Source organism: Citrobacter sp. RHBSTW-01044 (assembly GCF_013781945.1).
Classification (GTDB): Bacteria; Pseudomonadota; Gammaproteobacteria; order Enterobacterales; family Enterobacteriaceae; genus Citrobacter; species Citrobacter braakii.
In genome coordinates, this window is sequence record NZ_CP056180.1 from 1,156,322 (window position 1) to 1,180,310 (window position 23,989).

General features: G+C 52.2%; 34 protein-coding genes and 1 pseudogene. 29 read left to right on the forward strand and 6 right to left on the reverse strand.

What is annotated here, in order from left to right:
• Positions 1-187 precede the first annotated feature (187 nt).
• From HV352_RS05515 to HV352_RS05530, 4 genes are all read right to left on the reverse strand, one after another.
• Positions 188-376 carry a hypothetical protein gene (locus tag HV352_RS05515; protein ID WP_181635262.1) on the reverse strand — a complete coding sequence of 63 codons (189 nt, stop codon included), beginning with the start codon at positions 374-376 and terminating at the stop codon, positions 188-190.
• A gap of 350 nt (positions 377-726) precedes the next feature.
• Positions 727-1,947 carry a hypothetical protein gene (locus tag HV352_RS05520; protein ID WP_181635263.1) on the reverse strand — a complete coding sequence of 407 codons (1,221 nt, stop codon included), beginning with the start codon at positions 1,945-1,947 and terminating at the stop codon, positions 727-729.
• Between the two features lie 10 nt (positions 1,948-1,957).
• The gene (locus tag HV352_RS05525; protein WP_181635264.1) at positions 1,958-2,977 is read right to left on the reverse strand and encodes a site-specific integrase; all 1,020 of its coding nucleotides are present in this window, start codon (positions 2,975-2,977) and stop codon (positions 1,958-1,960) included.
• A gap of 2 nt (positions 2,978-2,979) precedes the next feature.
• Entirely contained in the window at positions 2,980-3,612 is a 633-nt protein-coding gene (locus HV352_RS05530) for a phage repressor protein CI (RefSeq protein ID WP_181635265.1), read from the reverse strand.
• Between the two features lie 121 nt (positions 3,613-3,733).
• On the opposite strand from HV352_RS05530, the gene HV352_RS05535 reads away from it, so the two are divergent.
• The 12 genes from HV352_RS05535 (at position 3,734) to HV352_RS05590 (ending at position 11,735) form a co-directional block, all read left to right on the forward strand.
• Positions 3,734-3,976, forward strand: coding sequence for a Rha family transcriptional regulator (locus HV352_RS05535; RefSeq protein ID WP_000102106.1), 243 nt, complete (start codon positions 3,734-3,736; stop codon positions 3,974-3,976).
• A gap of 32 nt (positions 3,977-4,008) precedes the next feature.
• Positions 4,009-4,518 (forward strand): phage regulatory CII family protein, encoded by a 510-nt coding sequence (locus HV352_RS05540; protein ID WP_181635266.1) that lies wholly within the window; start codon positions 4,009-4,011, stop codon positions 4,516-4,518.
• Between the two features lie 7 nt (positions 4,519-4,525).
• Positions 4,526-4,726: a phage filamentation protein Fil family protein gene (locus HV352_RS05545; protein WP_181635267.1), complete on the forward strand. Its 201-nt coding sequence runs from the start codon at positions 4,526-4,528 to the stop codon at positions 4,724-4,726.
• The gene (locus tag HV352_RS05550) at positions 4,690-5,031 is read left to right on the forward strand and encodes a DUF5347 family protein (protein ID WP_181635268.1); all 342 of its coding nucleotides are present in this window, start codon (positions 4,690-4,692) and stop codon (positions 5,029-5,031) included. Before HV352_RS05545 ends, HV352_RS05550 begins: the two co-directional genes overlap by 37 nt.
• A gap of 67 nt (positions 5,032-5,098) precedes the next feature.
• Positions 5,099-5,332, forward strand: coding sequence for a DUF2732 family protein (locus HV352_RS05555; RefSeq protein ID WP_001244238.1), 234 nt, complete (start codon positions 5,099-5,101; stop codon positions 5,330-5,332).
• Complete coding sequence (locus HV352_RS05560; protein WP_181635269.1) at positions 5,332-5,559, forward strand: TraR/DksA family transcriptional regulator; 228 nt, start codon at positions 5,332-5,334, stop codon at positions 5,557-5,559. Before HV352_RS05555 ends, HV352_RS05560 begins: the two co-directional genes overlap by 1 nt.
• The gene (locus HV352_RS05565; protein ID WP_181635270.1) at positions 5,556-6,413 is read left to right on the forward strand and encodes a DNA adenine methylase; all 858 of its coding nucleotides are present in this window, start codon (positions 5,556-5,558) and stop codon (positions 6,411-6,413) included. Before HV352_RS05560 ends, HV352_RS05565 begins: the two co-directional genes overlap by 4 nt.
• Positions 6,404-8,812, forward strand: a complete 2,409-nt coding sequence (locus tag HV352_RS05570) for a replication endonuclease (protein WP_181635271.1) — start codon at positions 6,404-6,406, stop codon at positions 8,810-8,812. The genes HV352_RS05565 and HV352_RS05570 overlap by 10 nt, the downstream gene beginning before the upstream one ends.
• A gap of 161 nt (positions 8,813-8,973) precedes the next feature.
• Positions 8,974-9,162, forward strand: coding sequence for a hypothetical protein (locus HV352_RS05575; protein ID WP_181635272.1), 189 nt, complete (start codon positions 8,974-8,976; stop codon positions 9,160-9,162).
• Between the two features lie 215 nt (positions 9,163-9,377).
• The gene (locus HV352_RS05580; RefSeq protein ID WP_181635273.1) at positions 9,378-10,136 is read left to right on the forward strand and encodes a DUF4145 domain-containing protein; all 759 of its coding nucleotides are present in this window, start codon (positions 9,378-9,380) and stop codon (positions 10,134-10,136) included.
• A 286-nt stretch (positions 10,137-10,422) separates the two neighbouring features.
• Entirely contained in the window at positions 10,423-11,397 is a 975-nt protein-coding gene (locus HV352_RS05585; protein ID WP_181635274.1) for a hypothetical protein, read from the forward strand.
• The gene (locus tag HV352_RS05590) at positions 11,397-11,735 is read left to right on the forward strand and encodes an STAS-like domain-containing protein (RefSeq protein ID WP_181635275.1); all 339 of its coding nucleotides are present in this window, start codon (positions 11,397-11,399) and stop codon (positions 11,733-11,735) included. Before HV352_RS05585 ends, HV352_RS05590 begins: the two co-directional genes overlap by 1 nt.
• A gap of 47 nt (positions 11,736-11,782) precedes the next feature.
• Here HV352_RS05590 and HV352_RS05595 read toward each other — a convergent pair whose 3' ends face one another.
• Together HV352_RS05595 and HV352_RS05600 are read right to left on the reverse strand one after the other, a co-directional pair.
• Positions 11,783-12,826, reverse strand: coding sequence for a phage portal protein (locus tag HV352_RS05595; protein ID WP_181635276.1), 1,044 nt, complete (start codon positions 12,824-12,826; stop codon positions 11,783-11,785).
• Positions 12,826-14,592: a terminase ATPase subunit family protein gene (locus tag HV352_RS05600; protein ID WP_181635277.1), complete on the reverse strand. Its 1,767-nt coding sequence runs from the start codon at positions 14,590-14,592 to the stop codon at positions 12,826-12,828. The genes HV352_RS05595 and HV352_RS05600 overlap by 1 nt, the downstream gene beginning before the upstream one ends.
• Before the next feature lie 142 nt (positions 14,593-14,734).
• On the opposite strand from HV352_RS05600, the gene HV352_RS05605 reads away from it, so the two are divergent.
• The 17 genes and pseudogenes from HV352_RS05605 to HV352_RS05680 all read left to right on the forward strand — a co-directional run.
• Entirely contained in the window at positions 14,735-15,568 is an 834-nt protein-coding gene (locus tag HV352_RS05605) for a GPO family capsid scaffolding protein (RefSeq protein WP_019077489.1), read from the forward strand.
• A 16-nt stretch (positions 15,569-15,584) separates the two neighbouring features.
• Positions 15,585-16,652, forward strand: a complete 1,068-nt coding sequence (locus tag HV352_RS05610) for a phage major capsid protein, P2 family (protein WP_000730754.1) — start codon at positions 15,585-15,587, stop codon at positions 16,650-16,652.
• A gap of 3 nt (positions 16,653-16,655) precedes the next feature.
• A complete protein-coding gene (locus HV352_RS05615; protein ID WP_019077488.1) occupies positions 16,656-17,306 on the forward strand; it encodes a terminase endonuclease subunit in 651 nt (216 codons plus the stop codon).
• A 93-nt stretch (positions 17,307-17,399) separates the two neighbouring features.
• Positions 17,400-17,864, forward strand: coding sequence for a head completion/stabilization protein (locus HV352_RS05620; protein ID WP_019077487.1), 465 nt, complete (start codon positions 17,400-17,402; stop codon positions 17,862-17,864).
• Positions 17,864-18,067 carry a tail protein X gene (locus HV352_RS05625; protein WP_000868184.1) on the forward strand — a complete coding sequence of 68 codons (204 nt, stop codon included), beginning with the start codon at positions 17,864-17,866 and terminating at the stop codon, positions 18,065-18,067. The genes HV352_RS05620 and HV352_RS05625 overlap by 1 nt, the downstream gene beginning before the upstream one ends.
• A gap of 3 nt (positions 18,068-18,070) precedes the next feature.
• Entirely contained in the window at positions 18,071-18,286 is a 216-nt protein-coding gene (locus tag HV352_RS05630) for an HP1 family phage holin (RefSeq protein ID WP_000171565.1), read from the forward strand.
• A complete protein-coding gene (locus tag HV352_RS05635; RefSeq protein WP_019077486.1) occupies positions 18,267-18,776 on the forward strand; it encodes a lysozyme in 510 nt (169 codons plus the stop codon). Before HV352_RS05630 ends, HV352_RS05635 begins: the two co-directional genes overlap by 20 nt.
• Before the next feature lie 4 nt (positions 18,777-18,780).
• On the forward strand, positions 18,781-19,158 hold the full coding sequence (locus tag HV352_RS05640) for a DNZ54_00345 family protein (protein WP_126287303.1): 378 nt from the start codon (positions 18,781-18,783) through the stop codon (positions 19,156-19,158).
• Complete coding sequence (gene lysB, locus HV352_RS23650) at positions 19,155-19,583, forward strand: Rz-like lysis system protein LysB (protein ID WP_029139631.1); 429 nt, start codon at positions 19,155-19,157, stop codon at positions 19,581-19,583. Before HV352_RS05640 ends, lysB begins: the two co-directional genes overlap by 4 nt.
• Positions 19,471-19,716 carry an Rz1-like lysis system protein LysC gene (gene lysC / locus HV352_RS23575; RefSeq protein ID WP_072600794.1) on the forward strand — a complete coding sequence of 82 codons (246 nt, stop codon included), beginning with the start codon at positions 19,471-19,473 and terminating at the stop codon, positions 19,714-19,716. The genes lysB and lysC overlap by 113 nt, the downstream gene beginning before the upstream one ends.
• Entirely contained in the window at positions 19,679-20,110 is a 432-nt protein-coding gene (locus HV352_RS05650) for a phage tail protein (protein WP_001528539.1), read from the forward strand. The genes lysC and HV352_RS05650 overlap by 38 nt, the downstream gene beginning before the upstream one ends.
• Positions 20,103-20,549 carry a phage virion morphogenesis protein gene (locus HV352_RS05655; protein ID WP_019077482.1) on the forward strand — a complete coding sequence of 149 codons (447 nt, stop codon included), beginning with the start codon at positions 20,103-20,105 and terminating at the stop codon, positions 20,547-20,549. The genes HV352_RS05650 and HV352_RS05655 overlap by 8 nt, the downstream gene beginning before the upstream one ends.
• Positions 20,550-20,617: 68 nt before the next feature.
• Positions 20,618-21,196: a phage baseplate assembly protein V gene (locus HV352_RS05660; RefSeq protein ID WP_019077481.1), complete on the forward strand. Its 579-nt coding sequence runs from the start codon at positions 20,618-20,620 to the stop codon at positions 21,194-21,196.
• A complete protein-coding gene (locus HV352_RS05665; protein WP_016150803.1) occupies positions 21,193-21,552 on the forward strand; it encodes a GPW/gp25 family protein in 360 nt (119 codons plus the stop codon). The genes HV352_RS05660 and HV352_RS05665 overlap by 4 nt, the downstream gene beginning before the upstream one ends.
• Positions 21,539-22,447, forward strand: coding sequence for a baseplate assembly protein (locus tag HV352_RS05670; RefSeq protein WP_180836910.1), 909 nt, complete (start codon positions 21,539-21,541; stop codon positions 22,445-22,447). Before HV352_RS05665 ends, HV352_RS05670 begins: the two co-directional genes overlap by 14 nt.
• On the forward strand, positions 22,440-23,045 hold the full coding sequence (locus tag HV352_RS05675) for a phage tail protein I (protein WP_019077479.1): 606 nt from the start codon (positions 22,440-22,442) through the stop codon (positions 23,043-23,045). The genes HV352_RS05670 and HV352_RS05675 overlap by 8 nt, the downstream gene beginning before the upstream one ends.
• A pseudogene (locus tag HV352_RS05680) lies at positions 23,042-23,572 on the forward strand (phage tail protein); the annotation flags it as partial. The gene HV352_RS05675 and the pseudogene HV352_RS05680, both read left to right, overlap by 4 nt.
• Positions 23,573-23,989: the final 417 nt, after the last annotated feature.

The following is a 23,989-nucleotide window of genomic DNA, read 5'->3' on the forward strand; positions in this document are numbered from 1 at the left end:
CTAATCGGACAGTATCCGTAGTATATCCTGACGTCAGCTTGATATACTTATAATACAGACGGTTATGTTCTTAGCTTAGGTTTTCACACGGTTGGACCTCAAATCCATTAATACATGGTGACGCACTCAACGTCCGCTCTTGGCACGTAGCGGCCGGTCCGTTACGTGAGGGTCACCTCGGGGATTGTCACGCTGATTCTGCCAGTTGTCGCTGCAGGACCTGCAGGCTAGTTCCCGCCTCTGCCCATGCTGCAGTCGAGCCGACCACATACAGGTTTTTCTTGGCGCGTGAGACGGCTACCTTGATTATGTTTGGCAGATTCGATTTCTTTAACGGATAGAGGTTTGGTTTGTCTTGCCATTGCCGGGTTTCCATAGTTTTAGGCACCTCAAAAACAATCAAGCTTTATGAGGTGCCTAACAAGGTGCCTAAAAGGTTCGGATTTAATGAGTTCTCTTCGGACTTCGCGGGACAAATTGCAGGCACAAAAAAGCCCGCAGGGCTTGCGCCGTGCGGGCTCTTAGGACTTCATCGGATGACTCTGGTAATCACCGATGGAGAATTTTGGTGGAGCTGGCGGGAGTTAACCCGCGTCCGAAATTCCTACATACCATTTTCAGTATATCAAAAACAGATATTTACGTTTTAAATCAGTCTGTTAGTCTTGTCTTGTGTTTGACCGTTTTACGTATTTTTAAAGCTCTGCCGCCAATTTGTCGCCAGTTTTATAGTGTGGGGTTATCTATCTTTTTATATTCAAATAGCATATCAATACTTCTTTCGAGTTTGTAAAAATCAGTTAAGGGGTATAGTTTTACAATATCCTCTTCGAAGTTTTTAATTCCAGACAGTTTTTCTTGACTTTGAAGATATCTCTTAGACATCATTAATTCTATTGAGTTTTCTGTTATTGATGAATGATCTAATGTTTTTAAGACCTGCCACGAAATAGGTGGCGTAAAGTCGAATAATGTGGAAAGTTTAGGGCAAAAGTTTTGTTTTACCGTTTGTTCATATGTGACTTTAGGTGGGAATACAACATTTATTGAGCGATTGCTTAATCGTGAATTAGGCATTTTGGTAGAGAAGTAAGCTACACCGACAATTTTCGAGTAAGTTTTTCTACTAATCCATTGCATCAACAAATTAGGTATAATGTACTCTTGTATGAATGTTGCAGAACGATGATTTTTTAAATAATTACATGCAATAATTAAAGGCCAGAAAATGAGATAAGAGGCCTTTACTCTATTTGTTTCGGTTAGTTTATTTTCGTCAACGTCATTTGATGAGGGATATAACAAAAATCGCGATGCGAAATTTAAGACTTTATATTCAGTTTCGCAGGTGGTAAATGATGAAATAAAAAGCTTGTCAAAATCTGGTTTTTCCATCTCCTGCCAACAAACATAAACAGAAGTACCAAGATATAAACATGGTAAACCAGCGACTGAATATCTTTGTGCACTAACAAAATGTCTATTGGAGAATGGAATATGGAAAATTTCATCTCTCGAGGTTAGAGGGTTTTCACTCTTTCTAACTCGAAATAATGGTTTTTTATGATTGCAAATGCTACTGAGTGGAGTAGTGATGCGATGTATATGTTGGATTGTTGAGTTGTCAGAGAATGTTTTATCAAAGTGGTCATAAGCTGACTTAATATCACCTGATAGAAAACTTTCAAGTGACAATTTTATTCCATTTTGAATGTTCTTAACCTTGCTAATTAAATCATCAAAATTTGGCATTCCATCTTTATTATTGCTTTTGTATTTGACTATTGTTTTTAGATACATATCGCAGCGTTCAGTGAAGTCACTTATTATATCTCTATGCACTATGAGTGGAGGATTTAATTTGGGTTCGGAAATGACTTGTTTTAATAATGAATTTAAATGGTTCTCAATTAACTTTTCTTTATTGACTTTGTTTTTAATATCCATTTTGACAAGCTCAAATAGTTAACATATGTAAAGGGTTTTTGGTAACGGCATCTTCAAGATGGTCTGGGGAAAAATGAGAATAAACCATTGTCATTTTTATATCTGTATGACCGAGAATCTCTTTAAGAACAAGTATGTTTCCTCCGTTCATCATAAAATGGCTGGCGAATGTATGACGTAATACATGGGTGCATTGACCCTCCGGAAGCTCAATACCGGCCCGCTTTACTGCACGCTCAAAGGCTTTTCTGCATGGCGAGAATAACTTCCCTCGGTTTTTAGGAAGTTCGTTGTACAGATCCTGAGATATAGGCACGGTACGGTTTTTCTTGCCTTTGGTCTTTGTATAGGTGATTCGGTATTTCGATAACTGGTGGCCCTGCAGGTTTTCGGCTTCACTCCAGCGAGCGCCGGTGGCTAGGCATATTTTTGCAATCATCAGCAGACTGGGACTTTGAGAATCTGCGCAGGCATCTAGCAGGCGTTTAATTTCTTCCGGTGCTAGGAACGCCAGTTCGCCCTCTGCAATTTTGAATGTTGGAAGACCGGCCAGCGGGTTGGGGGCTGACCAGTGGCCCAGCTTTTTCAGTGTGCCAAAAACCGATGATAGGTTGCGTTGTTCAAGGTTTACCGTGCGGGGCTTAACTGGTGACATAAACGCGCCATCTTCATTTCGCACTTCACCTTTTAGCCGCGCTTCGCGGTATTTCGTAAAGTCACCGGCGGTCAGTTCTGAGGCGATGGGATCACCCAGGCCATTACAGATAATTCTAAGTTTCGCCATCAGGCGTTTGGGGTCTGCAAGCGTCTGCCCGTAGAGTGAGTGCCATTGTTCTATCACTTCTGACAGATGCCGTCGATCCTCCTTTTCCCCCAGCCACGGTTTTTTGTTTACTTCATCCATGGTGAAGTTTTCGAATGCTACGGCTTCGCCTTTCGTCGCAAATTGCTTGCGCACCCGTTTACCATCGCGTCCGTTAGGGTAGCACTCACACAACCATTTTCCGTTCGGCTGCTTTCTGATAGTCATGCTTAGATACTCTTTATTACCTTAACAGCTCGTCCGATAACTTCCACATCATCAACAGAGCATTTGAAGGATGTTTCATCCTGGTGAACCACAATCTTATTACCGGGTATCCGCGCAATTTTTGCGATAATAATCATTCCATCAATATTGATAAGCCAGAAACCATTGCTGACTTGCTTAATTGATTTATCGATGAGGTAGCAATCAGCTGAGGTTTCTAAGAACATTGATTCTTCATATCGTGTAGGCAAGATGTTGCGATCGAGGAAAATCTCGTCTTCAACACTGAGTATCCCATTCTCCAGATTACCTTTCGGAATAGAGGGGGTAATGAGTTTGGATAATGGTCTTATTGCAGGTTTGTTCTCATTATGAGATTCTTTTTCTGACTCATTCCCTCCTTTCATGTTTCCTTGTCCTGTTGCTAACCAAAGCAAAGAAACGCCAGTTTCTAGAGCGCACTGAATTATCCAGTCAGCAGGGAAGCTGTCACGTAACACTCTGTTTGCCATAGTGCTTTTAGAAACATTCAGATGTTCGCTTAATGCTTGTTTGGTTGTGAATCCATAAGCCTCTAGCAGTCGTTCAATAGCTGCTTTGCCTCCCGTATCGGTTCCTACTTTTATGCTCAGCATTGATGATCTCCATTTGACAATCACGATTCGAGATCGTAATGTTTGATTGTCTCTTGATGTGAGAGTCCAAGAGACAGACTAAAACGAACTAAAACACACACAAACTAAGAGATATTGCACTATGAGCACTGATATTTCAATTCGTGTACCAAAAGAGATGGCTACGCCTGCAGAGTTCGCGGAATGGGAAGGTATCTCGCGTGGCTCTGTTTACCAGAAAATTCACCATGGTCAGCTTGCTAAGTACATGGTCAAGAAAGAAAAAAACAAAGGTCGCGTAAGCCTGCGTTACCTGATGTACAAAACCGACCAGGTTCGTGAATCCCTCGGTCATTCCAACTTTCGCGTCATTGTTGGTCAGTAAGTTCGATTATGAGAACTTTCTAAGGGGCTTGCATGTTTGATTATCGCGTTTCCAAACATCCACACTTTGACGAAGCCTGCCGGGCTTTCGCGCTGCGTCACAACATGGCGAAGCTGGCAGAACGCGCAGGAATAAATGTCCAGACGCTGCGCAATAAGCTGAACCCGGAGCAACCGCATCAACTTACACCGCCGGAGATCTGGCTGCTGACTGATATCACAGAAGACTCAACGTTGGTTGACGGTTTTCTGGCTCAAATCCATTGCTTGCCCTGTGTGCCACTGAATGAAGTGGCAAAAGAGAACCTGCCGCATTACGTCATGAGTGCAACTGCGGAGATTGGGCGAGTAGCTGCAGGCGCAGTATCCGGTGATGTGAAAACCAGTGCAGGCCGCCGAGATGTTATCAATAGCATCAACTCTGTCATGCGTTTGATGGCCCTCACTGCAGTTTCATTACATGCACGTTTGCAGGCGAATCCGGCGATGGCAAGCGCAGTAGATACCGTGACGGGCCTCGGCGCTTCCTTCGGTCTGATCTGAGGTGGTTATGCTGACTAAAGAACCATCTTTTGCATCGCTGTTGGTAAAGCAAAGCCCGGCAATGCACTACGGTCACGGCTGGATCATGGGTGAGGATGGCAAGCGCTGGCATCCATGCCGCTCTCAGGATGCGCTGCTGGCTGAACTGTCCACTAAAAAGCAGGGGAAACCATGGCTATTGAAGGCGATGCTGCGACTGTTCCGCTAAGCGCTGGCCTCCGCCTTAATGGGTTAAACCACATCGCGGAATTAAGGGCGAAAGTGTTTGGCTTAAATATTGATTCAGAACTGGAGCGCTTTATTAGCGATATGCGGGACCAACGGGATATTAACCATGAGCAGAATAAACGCGCACTAGCCGCAATATACTTTATGGCAAAGATTCCGGCGGAACGTCATAGCGTCAATGTTAGTGAGCTGACGACTGACGAAAAGCGGGAGCTGATTAAAGCAATGAACCATTTCCGTACAGTGGTGAGTTTATTTCCCAATCGGCTAGCCATGCCGAATTAACCAACAACCGAAATTAAAGGCGTAAACCCGCCGGGCTTCTTATTGCCCAAATTCAGGAGAAGCAACAATGCGTAATATTGAAACTCGTATCACTAAAACAGGGCCAGATGATGCTGGCCTTAACCAGATGCTAACTGATGCACGGATGGAAGAACGCCGGGCACGTGCTGCGGCAATGGCAGCCCGTCTTGATAGCCTCGCTTGCCATATCACGTCACGTCAGCTTAACCACGTTGAAGCGGCGGAACTGCTGCGTATTGCGGCTGAAAACATTCAGAACGAAGCACAGGAGATCCACTGATGGCTGATTCAATGGACCTTGTACAGCAACGCGTTGAAGAAGAGCGCCAGCGCCACATCCACACCGCCCGCAACAGAACGCCGGGCGTTTCTCGTGTTCTCTGCATTGAGTGCGATGCACCGATCCCGCCAGCACGTCGCCGCGCCATTCCGGGGGTGCAGTGCTGTGTCACTTGTCAGGAGATTGCGGAGCTGAAAGGTAAACATTACGTAGGCGGTGCAGTATGAGCACTATCCTGAAATGGGCAGGAAATAAAACCGCTATCATGCCGGAATTGATTAAGCACCTTCCTGCTGGCTCGCGACTGGTTGAACCTTTCGCGGGTTCCTGTGCTGTGATGATGGCGACAGACTATCCTCATTATCTTGTCGCGGATATTAATCCAGACCTGATTAATCTCTATCAGGTGATTAAGAATGATGTTGAATACTTCATCAAAGAGGGCAGATATCTTTTTGAAGTCCGTAATGATCCAGAGGCATATTATAAGACGAGACAGGAGTTTAACTTGCGCCATGGTGGCGCAATTGAACGCGCATTGTATTTCTTATATTTAAATCGCCATGGTTATCGCGGACTGTGTCGCTATAACTTGGACGGTTATTTTAATGTTCCTTACGGTAATTATAAAAAGCCGTACTTCCCTGAAAACGAAATACGCGCATTTGCAGAAAAAGCAAAACGCGCAACGTTTATCTGCGCTAGCTATGACGAGACACTGGCACTGCTGCAAACGGGTGATGTTGTCTATTGCGATCCACCATATGACGGCACGTTTAACGGATATCACACAGCTGGTTTTACAGAAGATGATCAGTACCATCTGGCGTCTATTCTTGAACGCCGGTCATCAGAAGGTCATCCGGTTATCGCGTCCAACAGCGATACGTCTCTGACCCGTTCGCTTTATCGTGATTTTACTCGCCATCGTATAACCGCTAAGCGCAGCATGGGGGTGGCTGCCGGTGATAGTAAAACTGCAGTAGAAATCATCGCCACAAAATCAGCATGCTGGTTTGGTGTTGATTTGGCGTCTGGTCCTGATATCTCGGTGGAAGCTGAGGTGCGGGCGTGGCAGTGAGTAAATTCACATTACATCATGCACAAACCACCGGCGGCTCGAATGAGGCCGCCGTGGCCTTTCCATGGAATGCCCCAAAAAAAGCGGTTAACCCGTATCTGGATCCGGCGGAAGTAGCGCCGGAGTCTGCGCTTTCAAACCTCATCACTCTATACGCTGCAGATAACGAGCAGGAACATCTGCACCGTGAGGAGCTGAGTGATAAGGTTTGGGAACGTTATTTTTTCAATGAATCCCGCGATCCTGTCCTGCGTGAAATGGAGAAGGATCGGCTGATTAGCCATGCCAAAATGGCCCGCGAACAGCAGCGTGTTAATCCCGATTTGGTGATTATTGCCGATGTAAGCGCCATGCCTGCCCATATCAGCAAGCCTCTGCTGGAGCGGATTAAATACTTCCATAGCCTGGGCAGGGCTAAAGCTTATTCCCGCTATCTGCTCGAAACAATCAGACCGTGTCTTGAGCGGCTGGAGCGCGTGCGTGACAGCCAGGTGTCTGCGTCTTTCCGGTTCATGGCGAGCCAGGACGGGCTGGAGGGGCTGCTGGTACTGCCTGAAATGAATCAGGATCAGGTCAAGCGTCTTTCCACGCTGGTTGCGGCACATATGAGCATGTGTCTTGATGCGGCCTGCGGTGATCTGTTTGTCAGTGACGATGTTAAACCAGAAGAAATCCGCCAGGCATGGGAAAGGGTTGCTGCAGAAGCCATGCGCCTTGAGGTCATCCCGCCAGCCTTTGAGCAGTTACGCCGCAAAAAGCGCCGCCGTAAGCCGGTGCCTTATGAACTGATCCCACCGTCGCTGGCGCGCATGCTGTGCGCGGACTGGTGGTATCGCAAATTGTGGCAGATGCGCTGTGAGTGGCGGGAGGAGCAGCTGCGTGCCGTCTGCCTGGTCAACAAGAAAGCGTCCCCGTATGTCAGCTATGAAGCCGTGATCCACAAACGCGAGCAGCGCCGCAAATCGCTGGAGTTCTTCCGCTCGCATGAGCTGGTCAACGAAGACGGCGACACGCTGGACATGGAAGACGTGGTGAACGCCAGCAACAGCAACCCGGCACACCGCCGTAATGAAATGATGGCCTGTGTTAAGGGACTGGAGCTGATCGCGGAAATGCGCGGAGACTGCGCGGTGTTTTATACCATCACCTGCCCGTCACGCTTCCACGCAACCCTCAACAACGGCAGACCTAATCCGAAGTGGACCAGTGCCACTGTCCGGCAGAGCAGTGACTACCTGGTTGATACGTTCGCCGCTTTCCGCAAGGCCATGCACAAGGCCGGGTTGCGCTGGTATGGCGTTCGCGTTGCAGAGCCGCACCATGACGGCACCGTGCACTGGCATCTTCTGTGCTTCATGCGCAAAAAAGACCGCCGTTCCATCACCGCACTGCTGCGTAAGTTTGCCATCCGTGAAGACCGCGAGGAGCTGGGCACCAATACCGGGCCGCGCTTCAAGTCCGAGCTAATCAATCCGCGCAAGGGAACGCCGACCAGCTATATCGCCAAATACATCAGTAAGAACATCGACGGGCGTGGGCTGGCTAAAGAAATCAGCAAAGAAACCGGCAGATCACTGCGTGACAGCGCCGAGCATGTCAGCGCCTGGGCGTCACTGCACCGTGTTCAGCAATTTCGTTTCTTTGGTATTCCTGGGCGTCAGGCATACCGCGAGCTGCGCTTGCTGGCAGGTCAGGCGGCGAGAGTACAGGGCGAACGCAAAGCGGGTGCGCCGGTACTGGATAATCTACGTCTGGATGCGGTACTGGCGGCGGCTGATGCGGGCTGCTTTGCCACCTACATTATGAAGCAGGGCGGTGTACTGGTTCCCCGCAAACATCACCTTGTCCGCACGGCTTATGAGCTTAACGACGAACCGAGCGCCTACGGCGATCACGGTATCCGTATCTATGGCATCTGGTCCCCGATTGTAGAGGGCAAGATTTGCACGCACGCGATGAAGTGGAAAAAGGTTCGTAAGGCCGTTGACGTTCAGGAGGCGGCAGCCGACCAGGGCGCTTGCGCCCCTTGGACTCGTGGCAATAACTGTCCCCCTGTTGAAAATCTGAACAAATCAGGGGGGGATTTACCCGATATTAAAATCATGGATGAGAAGGAATTGCATGATTACCTCCACAGCATGAGCCAGAAGGAACGGCGTGAGCTTACCGCCAGGTTGAGACTGGTAAAACCGAAGCGGAAAAAAACATATAAACAGAGCATTTCGGAGCGGCAGCGTCTGCAGCTTGAGGCAGAACTGAGTTCCAGAGGGTTCGATGGCAGCGAGGCACAGGTTGACCTGCTTCTGCGCGGCGGCAGCATTCCGTCAGGTGCCGGGCTGCGTATTTTTTACCGTAACCAACGGCTGCAGGAAGATGACAAATGGCGTCAATGGTACTGACCGCAAGGCTTTAACAATTTATGCTCTTAACGACCTGCGTCAGAGTGTTCTCATTGACGGATAAAAAATATTTTACATTTGAATATCAGGAGTATACTGTATATATAAACAGTGGATATAAGTACAGTTATTGTGTATCCGTGGTCGTGATAGGAGGGAAGATGCAGGACTATCTTTTGGAGTCGCTGAAGCTCCAGCGTATTGATTTTTTTATTAAGCTTGTAGCGGCTAGTGAGTGCAGTGACGAAGAAAAGCGGCTGGCTATCCAGTGGGTTTCTGAGTTGACTGATGAGCTGATGGCAAAGATTCGGGCTCATGAATACGGCCGCTCCATGGATCTTCCCGGTTAGTAGCAAGAACGTTGCTGGCGTGAGAACTTGATTCTGACGTCAGCAAGGTTGAACAACGAGTATAGCGAGGCGTTAGCCATCAGTAGATAAAGAAAGTAGCCACTAGATCATCTATCTAGGGTCAAGTTTTTAAACGGTTTATAAGTAGCAGGGGATGCATTTTTTCTTTAGCCAGCATTAGAATAGGTTAAATGCTATCTGAAACGAGATAATCTATGTCTGGCCCATTCAAGTTCGATTTTTTTACAAAGAATTCTATACCAGATTGGCCTTGTCCCGCTTGTGCTCGGGCTACCCTAGAACTCATACCTGAAAGTTTCAATGCACGAAGAACCGCTAGAGCCATCAATGAACATGCCAAAAGAGAAGATTTTGGTCCGGATGACGATGAAATGGTTTTCAGCTGTCAGTTGAGATGTAATCAAAAAAATTGTCTCCAGCCGGTAGCTGTATCCGGTGATGGATATTATGAACAAGACTGGAGCCAAACGACAAGTTCGTACGATCTAATATATGAACCCGTTTATCGCCCACGTTATTTTTACCCGCCACTAAATCTTTTTACCCGCTGCGAAGCATACCCGGAGCAGATCAACATCCAGTTGCGAGAGCTTTCCGCCCAATTACCTGGACATCCTCAAGCAGCCATCAATGCTCTTCGTACTACCCTGGAAATAGTTCTTGATAGCTTTAAAATCCCACGTACTGCAAATGGTCGCTACCTGTCCTTAGATCGCAGGATTTCGTGCATACCTGAGCCTTTTAAATATGTTGAGGCTGGATTTAGGGCGATGAAGTGGCTGGGTAACACGGGGAGTCATAATTTGCGACCTGTATCATCAGAAGATATTGAGGGGGCTTGTATTATGCTGGATGATTTCCTATTGCGCATCTATCGTCCACAGATTGACCATAGTGTGACTATAGCGAGATTAATTAAGAACCATGATCCTAGTGAAAGGGATAAGACCTGAATGTAGTGAGGATACTTGCAATGCATGTCTATGCTGCATGAGAACGCATGATCGTTTGAGGATCGCTTTCGCTAAGTCCCGCCAGGAATGGTGGGCTTTTGCTTATGTCATGCAGGCGCATGAAAACCACTACACAAAGCGGGCAGGCGTGGCGGGGATACGAGCGCGCGCAACGGGGTAAAGCGGTCAATATTGGGTATTGCTTCAAGGAATGTTCAGGGCATAGCTTTGCTCTACTAATTCCTAAGTTGTATGATGATTAAAAATAATCAAAAAGGCTCGGCGTATGGGATTAGGATTAAAAGACGCTATTGTGCATACGGCTGCGTTTCACGAAAAAGAAACAAATAAATTACTTTTGCCGAAAAACCACTGGCATCCAGGTTTTATTACGGTCTTAGCTGCTTATGTGAACCACCATCGGATCACAGAAGAAAACTGCCCTTTATCAAGCCCCGACTACATGAGAGCTATTAATCTGCAGGGGGCTTTATGGGGAGAAGACCAATACCAGCAAGAGCGTGTTAATGTTGGTAGAAACTATAGTTTAGTTACAGCATTAACAAATGTTGAAGCCGTTGATGTGGCGACTAGCAGCATTAATAGTTGCGTTAGACAGCTAACTTTTCCGGATCGAGATCCACGTGACTATCCGAAGGGGCTAACTGACCTTACTCATGTAATAGGGGAGCTTCATGATAACGTTTGGTCACATGGGAAATCGACAGGCTTCTCCTTTGCACAACGTTCAGCTGTGCCTTACACTCAAAGAAAAGAACATTATTTAGAGTTTTCTTTGGCTGACTGTGGGTTAGGTTTCCTGAGAGAGTTACGACGTGCTCATATACCCAATATTGAAACACATCAGAACGCGATTGCTTGGTGCATTCAGGAAGGTCATTCTTCAAAACATGCCGATCTGCAAGACCCTTGGGCGCAACAAATCCCCCAAGATTTCATTGGAGGAAGCATGTTTGGCAGTGGAGTGGCTGTAAAAGAAAAAGAGAATAATCATCAAGGGCTTGGTTTGTATCACTTGATGAAATTGGTTAAAACTTATAACGGGGAATTGCAACTGGCTACAGGAAATGTATGCTTAGAGGCAGTTGGTGGTGAAGTCAGCTACACTGAGCTACGTAAGGAGTGGCCGGGTGTTGCAATTTCGTGCCGTTTTAAGATACATGAACTGGCAGTTGAAAAAGATAACGAAGAAAATGACCCTCAGCTTATGGAAATCATGCGGGCGTTAGGAGGAGAGTAATGAATAAAATCGCATACAAGTTGCCCGAGGGTGACCTGGCTTCGCGCAATCAGGCTATCCCCCAACGGCACAAGATTGAAGTTTTGATTAACGAGGGGAACTCTGTCGATTTGGATCTGAGCGGCGTTTATTCGATTTCTGAATCTTACTCGGATGAAATCTTTGGTGTGCTAGTTGTGAAGTTCGGCGTAACTAAGGTTTTGAGTCAGGTTAGGGTTCGAAACGCATCCCCTTCGATTTTAAAGAGTATCGCAAAGGTTATTCAACGTCGTAGCAACGAAGTGGCATCAAAGAAGGTGCATTCTGTTGGATTTGATGGCGTATATGCTGCTTGTTGATACGAAATCAGTATGGAAAAGGCGCTCATTAGGAGCGCCTTTTTTGTTTACTCATAAATTTCTAATATGTAAGGGGCGAAACGGATCACTTCTTGGCCCAGCCAGCCATTAAGCTCCTGCAGACGCTTCTGCAGCGGCATCAGCTCGTTGCGGACAAAAACGCGGCTGGCCTTCTCCACATCACCAAAGCCGCCGGTATTGTTGGGAATGATGCCCATCATTTGCGGCGGTACGCGGTGCGCGGCCATCATGTCATCGCGGCTCACGTTCTTGATATTCAGAAACTCATCCTTTGCCGCCACCTCTGACAGTGGGATGATCTGAATGCCATCCTTTTTGCCGTTGGGTGAGTACATAAACAGGTTGCGGAAGTTACCCGGACCTTTGGCACTTTTCATGGCCTGGCGGATGTTGTTCACGTCCTCCTGGTTCTGTGCGGCATCGGTCATATACATGATGAAGCCCGCATGGCTGCCGTTGATGTAATACTTACGGCGGAACAGGGTGGCGGACTCATTCAGCAGGGTGGAAGGGATTGCTGACAGGTATTCCGGCAGACCGTAAATCTCCTGGTTCAAGTCCGGCTCCATCAGGTGGAAGATGCTACCTTTAGTAAACTCATACGGCTGCGTGGTCATGCCGTATTGCACAAACCAGTAGGTATCCAGATCTACACCACGGCGGGTGTATTTCGCCAGCGACGGTTCCAGCGACAGAATGCCGCCGAGCCGATTGGTGCGTTTCTCAAGATAGGCGTTACCAAACACCAGATAATCCTGCACGAACCGGCTGAACGCCTGCTGGCTGAGCAGCGGGTGGGGGATAAACGTGCTGGTCAGAATGTTGCGTTTTACCGCAATGGGTGAGCTGTGATGCACGGCCGCGCGATAGGTGCGCGCCAGCCCGTCAAAACTCACCGGAGGTTCATACCATCTGTCCATCTGTACGCATTCCACATAGTCCAGCAGCTCGCGACGGTCCAGTACTGGGATCGGATCGCCAAAGCTGAACGCTTCGGCGTGAGTTGTATTCTTCTGCTGTTCGGCCTCCTGCACTGGCGCGGTGCTGGTCAGGGCGTCGTATTCACTCATCAAAAAATCTCCACAATATTGCTGGTATTGGCGGATTCACCCTGCAGCGGTTCGTTAAACAGTGCGTGCATCGTTGCCCAGGCCAAATCTGCGTGGCTGGCTTCTTCGCTGCGGCTCGCTTCGTAGGTAGGGCGGTTGCCGCTGGCGGTAGTGGCACGGCGGATAGCCATAAAGGACTGCGCAATGTCGGTGTGCCCGGCATCAAACTCCAGACGACGGTGGCTGATAATGTCGTACGCCTTGAGCACCAGGGCGTTTTTGACGTTAGGGTTGTAGACAAACTCCCGCACGGCAGGAAAGAACACTTTGACGTTCTCATAAACGCCGTGGCCCACACCTGTCGAGTCGATGCCGATATAGGTCACGTTGTACTGCTGCGTCAGTTTTTTGATGGCGTCCGCCTGGGCGCGGAAGTCCATCCCGCGCCACTGATGACGCTCAAGAATGCGGAACTTGCCGCCAGGCACCGTGGGTGGAGCCATTACCACGCAGCCCGCGCTGTCACCGTTCTGTGTACCTTTTGCCGGGTCATAGCCGATCCACACTTCGCGCCAGCCAAACGGGCGCAGCGCCAGCGCCTGAAAATCGGTCCAGACTTCCCAGCTATCCACCATGCACGCCTGCAGCTCGCTGAGCGGGAATACTGACGCCAGATCGTCAATAAATTCGCACATCAGAAGGTTCTGGTATTCGTCCGGGCTGTACTCCATGCGCAGCTGGTCGAGGTCGAACAGGTTACAGCCGCCGCGCACCGCATCTTCCACGGTGACGATCTGGCGGTACTGTCCGTCAGGGCAGAGCAGGCCGCGCGCAAGGTTGCTGTGGGTCAGGTCAATATCCACCTTGTCCGCTTTGGCGCGGCCCCGGTTAAACAGCGCACCGGACCAGAACGGATACGCACTGTGGGTCAGGCTGGACGGCGTGGAAAAGTAGGTTTGTCGCCATTTCTTGTGAATGGCCATCCCGGAGGCAACCTTGCGCAGCTCCTGGAATTTCGGTATCCAGAAATATTCATCCAGGTACAGGTTGCCGTGGTAGCTCTGCGCCGTACGGGCGTTGGTGCCGAGGAAGTACAATGCAGCGCCATTGGGTAGCACCATGGGATCGCCTTTCAGCTCCACCTCAACTTCTTTGGCAAAGTCGATGATGTACTGCTTAAACACGTGCGCCTGTGCCTTACTGGCAGAAAGGAAAATCTGGTTGCGTCCGGTCAGCAGGGCGTCAATCAATGCTTCACGGGCAAAATAAAACGTGGCGCCAATCTGGCGCGACTTGAGCAGATTACGGATGCGGTTTGTTTTTCCTGCTTCAAACCAGTGACGCTGATAGTCGAACATAGAGGCGTGGAAGACTTCTTCCAGCTTTTCGATCTGTTCGTCGGTGAAAACGTTCTTTTCCGGCTGTCTGCGTGGGCCTTTGTTTCGGTTGGCTACTTTCGGGTTTAAATCAGCTTCGTTCCCGCCATCGTTAAATTTTCCGATCCGGGCATGGCGCTCTGACTGGCGCGCCAGCAGGTCAATTTCCTTGAAGTCTTTCCCTTCTTTCTGCTCCTTCATGATGAGCTGGCAGTAACGTGCGGCGGTGGTGAGCTGCATTTGATCCAGCGGCCCATAGTCGCCCCACTTGTCGCGTTTTTTCCAGCTGTGAACGGTTGCAACTTTTTCGCCCAGCATTTCAGCAATGCGGGCTACGCGGTATCCCTGAAAGTACAGCAGCATGGCCTGCCGACGGGGATCGAGGTCTGCGGGGGTCAGTGTCGTGTTCATGGCCCAAACATACGGCCTTGTATGGCGGCTTTCCCCGGCTGCGTTTTGTGTGGTTTACCGTACAAATACAGCGCGTTGTCTCACTCCCCCCATCACCGCAAACATAAGGCTCCAGTAAGTTATTTCTAACGGAGCATGGCTCATGACAGTGAAAGCAAAGCGTTTCCGTATCGGGGTGGAAGGTGCCACCACTGACGGGCGCGAGATCCAGCGTGAATGGCTGGTACAGATGGCTGCCAGCTACAACCCGACGGTCTATACCGCGCTGATTAACCTTGAGCACATCAAGTCTTATCTGCCGGAGAGCACGTTTAACCGCTATGGCAGGGTGACGGGGCTGGTTGCAGAAGAAATCCAGGACGGCCCGCTGGCGGGCAAGATGGCACTTTATGCCGATATCGAACCCACTGACGCCCTGGTGGAACTGGTGAAAAAAGGCCAGAAGCTTTTCACCTCCATGGAGGTCAGCACGAAGTTTGCCGACACCGGCAAAGCCTACCTTGTGGGGCTGGGTGCGACAGACGATCCTGCGAGCCTTGGCACCGAAATGCTGGCTTTCAGCGCCAGCGCCGCACATAACCCGCTGGCAAACCGTAAGCAGAACCCTGAAAACCTGTTTTCGGAAGCGGTTGAAACGCTGATCGAACTTGAAGAAGCCCAGGACGAAAAGCCGTCCCTCTTTGCCCGCGTCACCGCGCTGTTCACCAAAAAAGAGCAGACCGACGATGCGCGTTTCTCAGACGTGCATAAAGCCGTGGAACTTGTCGCCACCGAGCAGCAGAACCTGAGCGAGCGCACTGATAAATCCCTGGCTGAAAACGGTGAACGCCTTTCCGCGCTGGAGTCCTCCCTGCAGGAACAGCAGGCCGCCTTTGCCGAGTTACAGCAGCAGCTGAGCCGTGAAGACAGCCGCAAGGATTACCGCCAGCGCGCGCCGGGCGGTGACGCACCGGCAGGCACCCTGACCAATTGCTGATGGAGCATAAAACCCGATGAAAAAGAAAACCCGCTTTGCCTTTAACGCTTACCTGCAGCAACTGGCGCGCCTGAACGGTGTGGAGGTTGAAGAACTGTCCAGCAAGTTTACCGTGGAGCCGTCCGTGCAGCAGACGCTGGAAGACCAGATCCAGCAGTCCGCCGCTTTCCTGACGCTGATTAACATCACGCCGGTCACTGAGCAGTCCGGTCAGTTGCTGGGGCTGGGCGTTGGCAGCACCATTGCCGGAACCACCGATACCACCACCAAAGAGCGCGAGCCTACCGATCCGACGCTGATGGAAGACGTGGAATACAAATGCGAGCAGACCAACTTTGATACGGTGCTGACCTACGCAAAACTGGACCTGTGGGCGAAATTCCAGGACTTCCAGGTGCGTATTCGCAACGCCATCGTCAAGCGTCAGGCGCTGGACCGCATCATGATCGGCTTTAACGGCGTGAAGCGCGCCAAAACCTCCAACCGTGCTGAAAACCCGCTGCTGCAGGACGTCAATAAAGGCTGGCTGCAGAAAATCCGCGAAGATGCGCCGGATCACGTCATGGGCAGCAAAACCGCAGAAGACGGCACCACTACTGCAGAACCGGTAAAAGTCGGTCCGGGTGGTAAGTATGTAAATCTTGACGCGGTGGTGATGGATACCGTCAACGAGCTGATCGATGTGGAGTATCAGGATGATGACGAGCTGGTTGTTGTCTGCGGACGTGAACTGCTGTCTGACAAGTATTTCCCGCTGGTCAACAAAGAGCAGGACAACAGCGAGAAAATCGCCGCCGATCTGATCATCAGCCAGAAACGCATGGGCGGCCTGCAGGCTGTGCGCGCGCCTTTCTTCCCGGCAAATGCCCTGCTGATCACCCGTCTGGATAACCTGTCCATCTACTGGCAGGAAGACACCCGCCGCCGTTCAGTTATCGACAACCCGAAACGCGACCGGATTGAAAACTTTGAATCCGTCAACGAGGCGTATGTGGTCGAGGACTACCGCTGCGCGGCACTGGTGGAAAACATCGAAATCGGTGATTTCACCCCGCCTGCAGCAGAAACAGGAAACGGAGAGTAACGCATGAGCCTGAGTCCCGCACGGCAGCACCGCCTGCGCATTCAGGCCGAACAGGCCGCCCGTGAGGGCGGCAGTGTTCGCCATGCGTCGGGTTATGACCTGATGCTGCTGCAACTGGCAGAAGATCGCCGCAGGCTTAAAGGCATCCAGTCCACGGTGAAAAAGGCGGAAATCAAGGTGGAGCTGCTGCCGAAATATTCTGCCTGGGCAGAGGGCGTGCTGGCTGCCGGAGGCGCGCAGCAGGATGACGTGCTGATGTACGTGATGTTGTGGCGTATCGACGCCGGTGATTATGCCGGTGCGCTGGAAATCGGGCGTCATGCGCTGCGCCATGGCTGGGTGATGCCGCTGGGCAACCGTAACGTGCAGACCGTGCTGGCAGAAGAAATGGCAGACGCGGCGCAAAGCGCTCTGCTTGCTGCTGTCGGTTTTGATGCCGATCTGCTTCTGCAGACGCTGGACCTGACAACCGATCTGGATATGCCGGACCAGTCGCGGGCGCGCCTGCATAAAGCCATCGGCGCTGTACTGAGCGAAAGCAACCCGGCGTCTGCCCTGAATCACCTTACCCATGCGCTGCAGCTTGATCCCCGCTGCGGTGTGAAAAAAGAAAAGCAGCAGCTGGAGCGCAGACTGCGCAATGACAGCCGCTAAAGAACGTGCCCCGCGCACGGGCGGCACGGGATGGCGAAAGGCACTGCCACATCAAAATTCCGTCCACCGCCCACTTATTCAGGAGAAAGCCGCATGAAGTTTGTTGCGCCCGAACAGGCACCGGAACAGGCGGAGGTCATCAAAAATACGCCGTTCTGGCCTGATGTGGACCTGTCGGAATTTCGCAGTGTGATGCGAACTGACGGCACGGTGACGCAGCCGCGTTTAAAGCAGGTTGTGCTGACGGCTATTTCTGAGGTTAACGCTGAGCTGTACGACTTCCGCAACCGCCAGCAGTTGCTGGGCTACCGGGCACTGGCTGAGGTTCCGGCGGACATACTGGACGGCAAAAGCGAGCGTATCCAGCACTACCACAACGCCGTTTTTTGCTGGGCGCGTGCTGTGCTCAATGAGCGTTATCAGGACTATGACGCCACGGCGTCAGGCGTGAAGCGAGGGGAGGAGCTGGCGGAGGCCAGCGGCGATCTGTGGCGTGATGCCCGCTGGGCTATCAGCCGGGTGCAGGATGCGCCGCACTGTACGGTGGAGCTTATCTGATGAAAGTGCGTGCGCATCAGTATGACACGGTGGACGCGCTTTGCTGGCGTCATTACGGGCGCACGCAGGGGGTCACTGAGCAGGTTCTGCAGGCAAATCCGGGGCTGGCTGAGTACGGCCCATTTTTACCGCACGGGCTGCAGGTGGAGCTGCCGGACATTACGGCGTCAACCACGGCGCAGACCGTCCAGCTATGGGACTGAATTATGACGCTTGAACGAATCAGCGCCTTTATCACTTACTGCATCGCCGTGCTGCTGGCATGGCTGGGCGATCTGTCGCTCAAGGATGCGTCAACGGTTGGCGGCGTACTGATTGGTGTGCTGATGCTGGCTATCAACTGGTACTACAAACACCAGTCTTTCAAATTGTTACGTGGCGGCAAAATTTCGCGGGGGGAATATGAATCCTTCAATCGTTAAGCGCTGCCTTGTCGGGGCGGTGCTGGCTATCGCCGCCACGCTGCCCGGTTTCCAGTCGCTTCATACCTCCGTCGAGGGGCTGAAACTGATTGCCGATTACGAGGGATGCCGCCTGCAGCCTTATCAGTGCAGTGCGGGCGTGTGGACTGACGGGATCGGCAATACTTCCGGTGTGGTGCCGGGGAAAACCATCACGGAGCGGCAGGCGGCGCAGGGACTTATCACCAACGTGCTGCGCGTGGAGCGGGCGCTGGAAAAATGTGTGGTGCAGCCGGTGCCGCAAAAGGTCTATGACGCGGTGGTGTCGTTTGCTTTCAACGTGGGCACCGGCAACGCCTGCAGCTCCACGCTGGTTAAGTTGCTGAACCAGCGGCGCTGGGCGGATGCCTGCCATCAACTGCCGCGCTGGGTATATGTCAAAGGTGTGTTTAATCAGGGGCTGGACAACCGCCGCGCGCGGGAAATGGCCTGGTGCTTAAAAGGAGCATAACGGAATGAAAAAGAAAGTCATGAGCGTTTTTTTCCAGCTGGCATGGGCTGCGCTGTTGGTTATCAGCCTGCTGTATCCGCGCAGCGGTGCGCCGGTTCTGGTTGGTGCGTCTGTCTGGGTGTCATGCTTCCTCGCCTGGCTGCTTGCTGCGCTGTGCGCTGTCGGGTGGTTCGCCGGAGATCGGGTGCGCGATGAGGTCAGGGCGGCATTGCTGAAATTCAGGGCGCACCCCGTAAAACCCGTGCGTACATGGGTAATCAGGCTGCTTATTGTTCTGTGCCTGGCGTTTTCTGGATGGGTGATCACCCTAGTGTTTTACCTGCTGACGTTGGTTTTGTATCAGATTGCCCGCGCGCAGCTTCATGAGCCGATGGCGGCCTGATGCGTGCACTGGCGGTAGTGCTGGCGCTGGTACTTGCGGCGCTGGGCTGGCAGTCATGGCGGCTTAACAATGCCAGCCACACCATCGAAACGCTGGGCGCGGCGCTGAAAAGCAAAACGCAGGAGCTGACGAAGAAAAACAGCCAGCTGATCGGCCTGTCCATTCTGACCGAAACCAACAGCCGGGAGCAGGCGCGGCTTTATGCGGCAGCGGAACAGACCACCGCACTTCTGCGCAGCCGCCAGCACCGGATCGAGGAACTGAAACGTGAAAATGAGGATTTGCGCCGCTGGGCTGATACTCCTTTGCCTGCTGACATTATCCGGCTGCGGGAGCGTCCGGCCCTCGCCGGAGGTGCAGCTTACCGTGAGTGGCTGTCCCAGAGTGACGCAGTGCCGTCTGGAAAGGTCAGCGCCGCGCAGTAACGGCGATCTGAACGCGGTGCTGGATGAAACCGAGGCCGCCTGGGCGGTCTGTGCTGACAAAGTGGACACGATTATTGCGTGTCAGGAGCGAGACAGTGAACAAACCGCAGTCCTTACGCAGCGCCCTGAATAAAGCGGTTGCTTATGTCCGCGACAACCCGGACAAGCTGCACCTTTTCGTTGATAACGGCTCACTGGTGGCAACCGGTGCCAGTTCCATGTCATGGGAATACCGCTACACCCTGAACGTGGTGATCGAGGATTTCAGCGGCGACCAGAATCTGCTGATGGCTCCTGTGCTGCTGTGGCTAAGTGACAACCAGCCGGATGCTATCAATAACCCGGAGCTGCGCGAAAAACTGTTCACCTTTGAAGTGGATATTCTGCGCAACGATGTGTGCGATATCAGCCTGAACCTGCAACTGACGGAGCGCGTGCTGGTCAGCACTAACGGCAGCGTGTCAAGCGTTGAAGCGGTGCCGGAGCCGGACGAACCCGAAGAAATGTGGACGGTGAAACGTGGATGAACTGCAGAGGGTGGATGACTGGCTGACGGCGCTACTGGCGAATCTGGAGCCTGCCGCGCGCAGCCGTATGATGCGGCAACTGGCGCAACAGCTGCGCCGGACGCAGCAGCAGAACATCAGGCTGCAGCGTAATCCTGACGGCAGCGGCTATGAGCCGCGCCGGGTGACTGCCCGCAGCAAGAAGGGACGCATCAAACGCCAGATGTTTGCAAAGCTTCGCACCACAAAATACCTGAAAACCACCACCAGAGCGGACTCCGCCAGCGTGCAGTTTGATGGCAAGGTGCAGCGCATTGCCCGTGTTCACCATTACGGCCTGCGGGATCGCGTCAGCCGAAAAGGCCCGGAGGTCCGCTACGCAGAGCGCCGCCTGCTGGGCGTGAATGAAGAAGTGGAAACCGTCACCCGTGACACCCTGCTGCGCTGGCTGGCGGGGTGATCTTTGTGCCACCGCTGGTACAAGCGCCCGCGCTGCCTCCCTTTTCCCTCTGATGGCAACCTTTCGTTATGAATACACAACTGACCGAAATTATGCGCCTTATCACCAATCTGATCCGCACCGGCACCGTGACCGAAGTGGACCGGAAAAACTGGCTGTGCCGGGTAAAGGTGGGCGAGCTTGAAACCAACTGGATTAACTGGCTGACGCTGCGCGCCGGTGGTGCCCGTACATGGTGGTGTCCGTCGCCGGATGAGCAGGTGGTGGTGCTGAGCATGGGCGGCAATCTGGAAACCGCTTTTGTGCTGCCCGCTATCTACTCCAATCAGTTTCCGCCACCGTCGGATTCCGTGGACGGCTGCGTGACGGAGTACCCGGACGGGGGATGGTTTGAGTATGAACCCGCCACCGGACGGTGGCATGTCAGGGGCATCAAATCCATGGTGATCGAGGCATCAGACAGTGTCACCTACAAAACCGGTGAGTTTGTGGTGGAGGCTGACACCACGCGCATTAACAGCGAGGTGGTGATCAATGGCGGCGTCACCCAGGGCGGCGGCGCAATGAGTTCTAACGGGATCGTAGTTGATGACCATGAGCATACTGGCGTTCTGAAAGGCGGCGACAACACAGGGGGACCGGTATGACGTTGTATATCGGTATGAGCAGGAATGACGGGCAGGCCATTGCAGATACAGACCATCTGCGCCAGTCGGTGCGGGATATTCTGCTGACTCCGCAGGGCAGCCGTCTTGCCCGTCGGGAATATGGCTCCCTGCTGTCTGCCCTGATTGACCAGCCGCAGAACCCGGCGCTGCGCCTGCAGATTATGTCTGCGGTCTATGTGGCGCTGAACCGCTGGGAACCGCGCCTTACGCTGGATTCCATCACTATCAACGGTAATTTTGACGGCTCTATGGTGGTTGAACTTACCGGACACGGCAATAACGGCGCGCCAGTTTCCCTTTCCGTATCAACAGGAGCAGACAATGGCAGTCATTGATCTTTCCCAACTACCGCCGCCGCAGATTGTGGATGTGCCGGACTTTGAGGCATTGCTGGCAGAACGCAAGGCCGCCTTTGTGGCCCTTCATCCGGCTGATGAACAGGAGGCCGTTATGCGCACGTTAGCGCTGGAGTCAGAACCTGTCACCAAACTGCTGCAGGAAAATACTTACCGCGAAATCCTGCTGCGCCAGCGTATTAATGAGGCTGCGCAGGCGGTCATGGTGGCCTATTCCATGGGAAATGACCTTGAGCAACTGGCAGGTAACTGCAACGTTAAGCGCCTGACAGTAGTCCCTGCCGATAATGACGCGGTGCCGCCGGTCGCCGCGGTGATGGAAAGTGATGAAGCATTACGCCAGCGTATTCCTGCAGCATTTGAGGGGCTGTCCGTTGCAGGGCCGACGGGAGCCTATGAGTTCCACGCCAGAAGCGCCGACGGGCGCGTGGCTGATGCCAGCGCAACCAGTCCTGCACCGGCAGAGGTGGTGCTTACCGTACTGAGTCGCGAGGGTGACGGTACAGCAGGGGCTGACCTGCTGGCAGTGGTTGAGCAGGCGCTTAACAGTGAAAAGGTTCGCCCGGTGGCAGACCGCCTGACGGTGCGCAGCGCAGAAATTATTCCGTACAGCGTGGACGCAACGATCTTCCTGTATCCGGGGCCGGAGGCTGAGCCGGTGATGGCAGAAGCAAAAGCCAGTCTGCAGAAATACATCGCCAGTCAGACGCGACTGGGACGTGATATCCGCCGCAGTGCCATTTATGCCGCGTTGCACGTGGAGGGCGTCCAGCGTGTGGAGCTGGCGTCCCCGCTGGATGATGTGGTGCTGGATAAGACGCAGGCAGCATCCTGTACCGAATGGAGCGTTACCAACGGGGGCACGGATGAATAGTCTGCTGCCGCCGGGTTCGTCGCCGCTTGAGCGTCGACTGGCGCAGACCTGCAGTGGGATTTCCGATCTGCAGGTATCGCTGCGTGATTTGTGGAACCCGGCAACCTGCCCGATCAGATTCCTGCCTTATCTGGCCTGGGCGTTTTCTGTTGACCGCTGGGATGAGGGCTGGACAGAAAGCGTCAAGCGCCGCGTTGTGCAGGACGCGTTTTATATCCATCAGCACAAGGGGACAACCAGCGCCGTGCGGCGCGTGGTGGAGCCGTTCGGCTTCCTGATCCGCATCATTGAGTGGTGGCAGACCGGTGAAACGCCGGGGACGTTCCGTCTGGATATTGGCGTGCAGGACCAGGGGATAACAGAAGAAACCTATCTGGAGCTGGAGCGCCTGATCGGTGACGCCAAACCATGCAGCCGTCATCTGGTTGGCATGTCCATCAACCTGCAGACAGGCGGTCCGTATTTTGTGGGTGCAGCCACCTACACCGGCGAAGAAATCACGATCTACCCGTACATCAACGAAACCATTATTTCCGGCGGTACCGCCTATGAGGGCGGAGCGGTCCATGTTATTGACACGATGAGAGTGAACCCATGAGCGCAAAATTTTACACCCTGCTGACGGATATCGGCGCGGCGAAACTGGCTAGCGCCGCCGCGCTCGGTATCCCGCTTAAAATTACCCATATGGCGGTGGGTGACGGTGGTGGAGCACTGCCCACTCCCAGCGCACAACAGACCGCGTTAGTGGCTGAAAAGCGCCGCGCAGCACTGAATATGCTGTATATCGATCCGCAGAACAGCAGCCAGATTATTGCTGAGCAGGTGATCCCTGAAACTGAGGGCGGGTGGTGGATTCGTGAGGTTGGATTGTTCGATGAAACCGGCGCGCTGATTGCTGTGGGAAATTGCCCTGAAAGCTATAAGCCGCAGCTTGTTGAGGGCAGCGGACGCACACAGACCGTGCGCATGGTGCTGATTACCAGTAGCACCGATAACATCACGCTGAAAATCGATCCATCTGTCGTGCTGGCAACGCGTGGCTATGTCGATAACCTCATTGAAACCCGGCAGCAGAAAAGCGATACCCTGACCGCGCTGGCGGAGCTGAAACCGGCTAAAGGAAAGTTTCCATATTTCACTGCTGAAAAAACAGCAGCTTTGGCAGACCTGAGTGATTTTGTTCGCCCTATGTTGAGTAAAGTAGATGTAGTCGGCGTTCTTCAATATCTTGGTTTGAGAAATGCAATCAATGGTACGAGTAAACTGATCCGTATTCCTGGATTTATTGATGGTGTTGCTGGGGAATATGTTATTCAAATGCAACAGATACAAAGTAACTCGTCCAGTGGTGTGATAGTTTTTCCAGAGGCGTTTAATCACGAGTGCCTCATTGTCTTAGCTATAGATTATGCCTCGTCAGTTGCAGATAATTCACGAGTGCGTTTGGGCATTCCAACAAAATTTCAGTGTGAATGGATTGGCCAGACTATGGCAATCAATCCATCACCAGTTTCTCCATCTTCATGGGCTTGGTTAGCA